Annotated in this window: 5 protein-coding genes; 2 read left to right on the top strand and 3 right to left on the bottom strand. The window is 68.3% G+C overall.

Going from position 1 to position 5,229, the window contains the following annotated elements; translation table 11 throughout:
* Positions 1-51: 51 nt before the first annotated feature.
* On the top strand, positions 52-648 hold the full coding sequence (locus tag NBV68_RS17415) for an NAD(P)H-dependent oxidoreductase (protein ID WP_296312297.1): 597 nt from the start codon (positions 52-54) through the stop codon (positions 646-648).
* A 113-nt stretch (positions 649-761) separates the two neighbouring features.
* The gene (locus NBV68_RS17410; protein ID WP_296312294.1) at positions 762-1,184 is read left to right on the top strand and encodes a DoxX family protein; all 423 of its coding nucleotides are present in this window, start codon (positions 762-764) and stop codon (positions 1,182-1,184) included.
* A gap of 59 nt (positions 1,185-1,243) precedes the next feature.
* Here the strand turns inward: NBV68_RS17410 and NBV68_RS17405 are convergent, their stop codons facing one another.
* The 3 genes from NBV68_RS17405 to NBV68_RS17395 form a co-directional block, all read right to left on the bottom strand.
* Positions 1,244-2,146 (bottom strand): DMT family transporter, encoded by a 903-nt coding sequence (locus NBV68_RS17405; protein WP_296312291.1) that lies wholly within the window; start codon positions 2,144-2,146, stop codon positions 1,244-1,246.
* Positions 2,146-4,236: an NAD(+) synthase gene (locus NBV68_RS17400; protein ID WP_296312289.1), complete on the bottom strand. Its 2,091-nt coding sequence runs from the start codon at positions 4,234-4,236 to the stop codon at positions 2,146-2,148. Before NBV68_RS17400 ends, NBV68_RS17405 begins: the two co-directional genes overlap by 1 nt.
* Positions 4,237-4,288: 52 nt before the next feature.
* The coding region (locus NBV68_RS17395; protein WP_296312286.1) for a DNA topoisomerase IB at positions 4,289-5,229 on the bottom strand (941 nt) is incomplete at its 5' end.

The following is a 5,229-nucleotide window of genomic DNA, read 5'->3' as shown; positions in this document are numbered from 1 at the left end:
CCCCGCCGGCCGGATCCACCCCCTCTCCACCTTCCAAAGGAGCATCCCCCAATGAGCAACATCCTCTACATCACCGCCAGCATCCGTTCAGACGCCGAGAGCGTCTCGCGCGAGCTGGGCCAGAGCATCGTCGATGGCCTCGTCGCCAAGTCGGGCGCGAGCGTCACCACCCGTGATCTGGCAGCAAACGACCTCCCCTATGTCAGTGCCGAGCGTTTTGCCGCGAACCTCACCCCGGCCGCCGAGCGCACGCCGGAACAGGCCGAGCTCGCCGCCATTGCCGACCAGCTGATCGCTGAATTGCAGGCTGCCGACGCCATCGTGATCGCCACCCCGGTCTACAATTTCGGCCCGCCCGCCACGCTCAAGGCCTGGGCCGATCTGGTCGCGCGTGCCGGGACGACGTTCCAATACACCGCTAACGGCCCCGAAGGCCTGCTCAAGGGCAAGAAGGCCTACCTCGCCATCGCGAGCGGAGGCACCCCGGTGGGCGCGGACTTCGATTACATGAGCCGCTGGCTGACCTTCTTCCTCGGCTTCCTAGGGATCACCGATGTGGAGATCGTCGCTGCCGACGGGATCATGGGCGTCGATGGCGAGGCGAAGATCGCCGCCGCCAAGGACGCCGCACTGAAGCTTGCCGCCTGACCGGCGATACCTATGGGCGGGGGGCGGCAGACGAGGGTCGCACCGTCCCCCGCCCACCCCTTTTCCTCTCCCCTCCTCCCCTCCCTGCAACCTTCCTCCCCAGGAGAACCATCATGAACGACATCACTGCTTCCCTCCCGCAAGCCCCGGCTGCAACCTCGACGCAGGACGCCGTCGCGCTTGGCGCACGGCTGCTGCTGGCCGCGATCTTCCTGATCATGGGCCTCGGCAAGCTTGCCGCCGCCGAGGGCACCATCGGCTATATCGCCAGCGTCGGCCTGCCCTTTGCGACCGCCATCTACTACGCCACCATCGCGCTCGAAGTGGTGGGCGCAGGGCTCCTGATCGCGGGCTACCGCACCCGCGCCGCGGCGATCGCGCTCGGTGTGTTCAGCATCCTTGCGGCGGCGATCTTCCACGCCGATTTCGCCGACCAGATGCAGTTCACGGGCTTCCTCAAGAACCTCGCGATCGCGGGCGGCATGTTCCAACTCGCCGCCTTCGGCCCGGGCCGCCTGTCGCTCGACCGCGGCTGATCCTCGCCCGGCAACAAGCAAGGGCCGGTGCACCCAGCGGTGCGCCGGCCCTTTGCGTGTCAGCTTTCCGGGCGCACCAGCCGAGGCTTGAACAGTGTGCGGGTCGGGCGGATGACGATGATCGCCACCCCGGCGAGCGCCATCGACCCGCCGACGATCAGCGGCCAGCCGATGGTGTCGCCCGTCAGCCATGTCCCGAAGGCGATGGTGAGCAGCGGGGTGAGCAGCGTCAGCGGCACGATCAGGTTCGCGTCATAGCGCTGGAACAGCATGAAATAGGCCGAATGCGCGCCGACCGAGACGACCACCCCGGCAAACAGCACGCAGCCCGCCACCGCGAACGGCGCGGCCTCGACGGCGGCGATCTGCCCGGTCTCGAGCGCCATTGTGGCGGGCAGCATGACCAGCAGCGAGGCCACCCCCGCCCAGGCCTGCAAGGTCGCAGAGCCGATATCGAGCCGCTTGACGAAGACCGAGGCGAAGGCGCCGATCAAGACCCCCGCAAATGCAAAGCCCAGCCCCACCGGATCGCCCGCCTCGGACGGCGCGCCGATCGCGAGGCCCACCCCGCCCAGCGCCAGCGCCATCCCGATCCCGCGCCGCCAGCGCACTTCCTCGCCGAGGAACAGGATCGCGAACAGCACGGTGAGCGGCGCGCCCGAAAGGTTGACGATCCCGACCGCCGAGGGGCTCGCGGTCTGGAGGCCGATGAATTGCAGCCCGAAGCTCCCCCCGGTGATCGCAAAGCCGATCAGCAGCACCAGTGGCAGGCGCTCCGGCCGCCCGCGCAGCAGCAGCGGCAGCAGCACCGCGACCACGGTCGCCGAGCGCAGCACGGTGTAGAACAGCGGCGGCAGGCCGAGCGTCGCCACCGCGATCTTGCTGACCACGATATTCATCGCCCAGGCCACATTGCAGAACAGCATGATCCCGAGTGCGGAGAGGGGGAGCGACTTGGGCATCAGGGGTCGGGCGGGCCGAACACCTCGCTCACGATGTCCGGCGGCAAGCCTTCCCGCAGCTCCTCGCGCCATACGGTCGCGACCGCATCCGAGGGCGCGCGCCAGTCTCCGCGAGGGGACAGCGCGCCGGCCGAGGAGACCTTGGGCCCGTTCGGCAGCGCAGACCGCTTGAACTGCGAAAAGCCGAAGAAGCGCGCACAGAACTTGTCGAGCCAGCTGGCGATGGTGGCAAGGTCGTAGGCGTTTTTGTGGTCTTCCGGGAAGCCCGCCGGCCACATGCCGACGGCTGAGTCCTTCCATGCCTGCCACGCCAGAAACGCGACCTTGGAGGGGCGCTGGCCGTAGCGGATGATGTGGTGAAGGAAGAAGTCGTTCAATTCGTAGGGGCCGACCAGGCTCTCGGTCGACTGCACCGCTCCGTCGGCGCCCGGCGGCACCAGCTCGGGGCTGATTTCGGTGTCGAGCACCGCGCCCAGCACCTCGGCGCAGGCGTCGGTGAACTGGCCGGTCGCGATCACCCAGCGGATCAGATACTGGATCAGCGTCTTGGGCACGCCCGCGTTGACGCCGTAGTGGCTCATGTGATCGCCCACGCCATAGGTGCACCAGCCGAGCGCCAGCTCGGAGAGGTCACCGGTGCCGACCACGAAGCCGCCGTGCTGTCCGGCGAGGCGGAACAGGTAATCGGTGCGCAGGCCCGCCTGCACGTTCTCGAAGGTCACGTCGTGCACCGGCTCGCCGTCTGCGAAGGGGTGGCCGATGTCTTCCAGCATCTTGGCCGCCGCCGGGCGGATATCGATCTCGCCTGCGGTGATCTCGAGCGCCTGCATCAACCGGTGGGCGTTGCTCTTGGTGCCTTCCGAGGTGCCGAAGCCGGGCATGGTGTAGCCGCGGATCGTGGTGCGCGGCAGGCCGAGCCGGTCGCAGGCCTTGGCCGCGACGATCAGCGCGTGGGTGCTATCGAGCCCGCCCGAAATGCCGATGACCAGTGACTTGCTGCCGGTCGACTGCATCCGACGCATCAGCGCATCGACCTGGATGTTGAAGGCCTCGTAGCAGTCCTCGTCGAGCTTCTCGGGCCGGTCGGGCACGAAGGGGAAGCGCGGGACGGGGCGCAGGAGGCCGATATCGCCCGTTTGGCAGGCGTGCTCGAACATCACCTTGCGGTAGGTGTCAGCAGGGTTCCCCGCGAACTCCGCCGCATCGGCGAAGGTCTGGTTGCGCATCCGTTCGGCGGCGAGCTTTTCGGTGTCGATGTCGACGATGGTGAGCTCGCTGCTGCGGTCGAAGCGCTCCGACTGGGCGAGCAAGGTGCCCATCTCGTAGACCATCCCCTGCCCGTCCCAGGCAAGGTCGGTGGTGCTCTCTCCGTGCCCGCTGGCCGAATAGACATAGGCGGCGATGGCACGGCTGGCCGACGAGCGGGCGTGCAGGTGGCGGTCATCCGCGCGCCCGATGGTGACCGGCGAAGCCGAAAGGTTGCAGAGGATCAGCGCGCCCGCCATTGCGGCCTGCATGCCCGGCGGGACCGGCGCCCAGTAATCCTCGCAGATCTCCACCCCGAAGCGGAAACCGGGGAGGTTCGCGGCGGCGAAGATCAGGTCGGTGCCGAACGGCACTTCCTCGCCCGCCACCGCGATCCATAAGTCGGTGCACCCGCGCCCGTGGGCGAAGTGGCGCTTCTCGTAGAATTCGCGGTAATTGGGGAGGAAGCTCTTGGGCACCACCCCGAGGATCTGCCCGCGCGCGATCACCACCGCGCAATTGTAGAGCTTGTCCGAGCGTCGCAGCGGCGCGCCCAGCACCAGCACCGGATCAAGATCGGCCGAGGCTGCGACCACCTCGGCCACCGCGGTATCGACCCGCTCGAGTATCGCGTTCTGGAGCAGCAGGTCGTCGATCGCGTAGGAGGACAGTGTCAGTTCGGGGAACACCACCAGATCGACATTCGCTGCGTGGGCCTTGCGCGCCTCGGCCAGCACGCCCGCGGTGTTATAGGGCACATCGGCGGTGCGGCTGCACGGGGTGGCGGTGGCGACGCGCACGAAGCCGTGATTGTGCATGTCGAAGAAGGGGTGGGCCTCGGTCATCGCTGCGGCATCTCCTGCTGGGCGCGGGCATAACGCGCAGTGTCCGCGCTGCCTAGCTCTGCTCGGTTCCCAGATAGTCGCCCGCGCTACCGCATTCTTCCAGAAAGGCAATGAGGCCCCGCTCCGCCCGGCTGAGCCAGCGGGTCTGGCGCGGGAGCCGCAAGCCTGCGCGCCACGCCTCCTGCCCCTCGATGCGGGCGATCAGCGCGGGGTGAATATAGGACTTGCGCGCGATCGCAGGGGTGTTGCCGAGGTGCTCGGCGACATGATCGAGCATTTCTGCAAGCTTCACCCGGCCCTCGCCGTCTGCGAGGCGTTCGAAGGCGAGGCTGCTCGCGTGGAAGGTGCGAAAGTGCTTGGCGGTGAATTCCCCGCCCATCGTCTCGCGCAGATAGGCGTTGACGTCGGCGGCGGTGACGGGGCGGATTTCGCCTTCATCGTCCTCGTAGCGGAACAGGTGATCTCCCTCCTCTTCGCCCAGTTCCTCCATGCGCCGCACCGCGCCCGCGAGGCCCGCATCCTCGACCTCCAGATCGTGTGCCTTGCCGCCCTTGCCGACGAAATGCAGCGCGAGGCGGCGGCGGCCGACCTCGGCATGATGGCTGAGCAGGGTGGTCGCGCCGTAGCTGTCGTTGGTGCGGGCGTAATGCGCATTGCCGATGCGGATCGCCGAGAGGTCGAGCAGCCGCACCACCGCCGCCAGTGCGCCCTGGCGGGGGACTCCGCGCGCGGCTAGGTCCTCCTCCACCCGCTTGCGGATCAGCGGCAGGCGCCGGCCGAAGGCGGCGCAGGCGTCATACTTGGCGCTCTCGCGCGCCTCGCGGAAATCGGGGTGATAGCGGTATTGCTTGCGCCCCGCGTCGTCATAGCCGGTGGCCAGGATGTGGCCGTTCGCTGCCGGGCAGAACCATGCGTCCGTGTAAGCCGGCGGGAGCGCGACGGCATTGAGGCGGCGGCGCTCGGCGCGGTCGCGGATCAGCTTGCCCGAGGGAT

Origin of the sequence: Erythrobacter sp. (genome assembly GCF_023653175.1) — a bacterium.
Taxonomy (GTDB): Bacteria; Pseudomonadota; Alphaproteobacteria; order Sphingomonadales; family Sphingomonadaceae; genus Erythrobacter.
The sequence above is the reverse complement of the archived record's forward strand: the minus strand, read 5'-3'. Positions and strand labels throughout refer to the sequence as shown.

Excerpts from the sequence above, each read along its gene's own strand:
- NBV68_RS17415 (WP_296312297.1), top strand. The coding sequence starts at position 52 with ATGAGCAACATCCTCTACATCACCGCCAGCATCCGTTCAGACGCCGAG.
- NBV68_RS17410 (WP_296312294.1), top strand. The coding sequence starts at position 762 with ATGAACGACATCACTGCTTCCCTCCCGCAAGCCCCGGCTGCAACCTCG.
- NBV68_RS17405 (WP_296312291.1), bottom strand. The coding sequence starts at position 2,146 with ATGCCCAAGTCGCTCCCCCTCTCCGCACTCGGGATCATGCTGTTCTGC.
- NBV68_RS17400 (WP_296312289.1), bottom strand. The coding sequence starts at position 4,236 with ATGACCGAGGCCCACCCCTTCTTCGACATGCACAATCACGGCTTCGTG.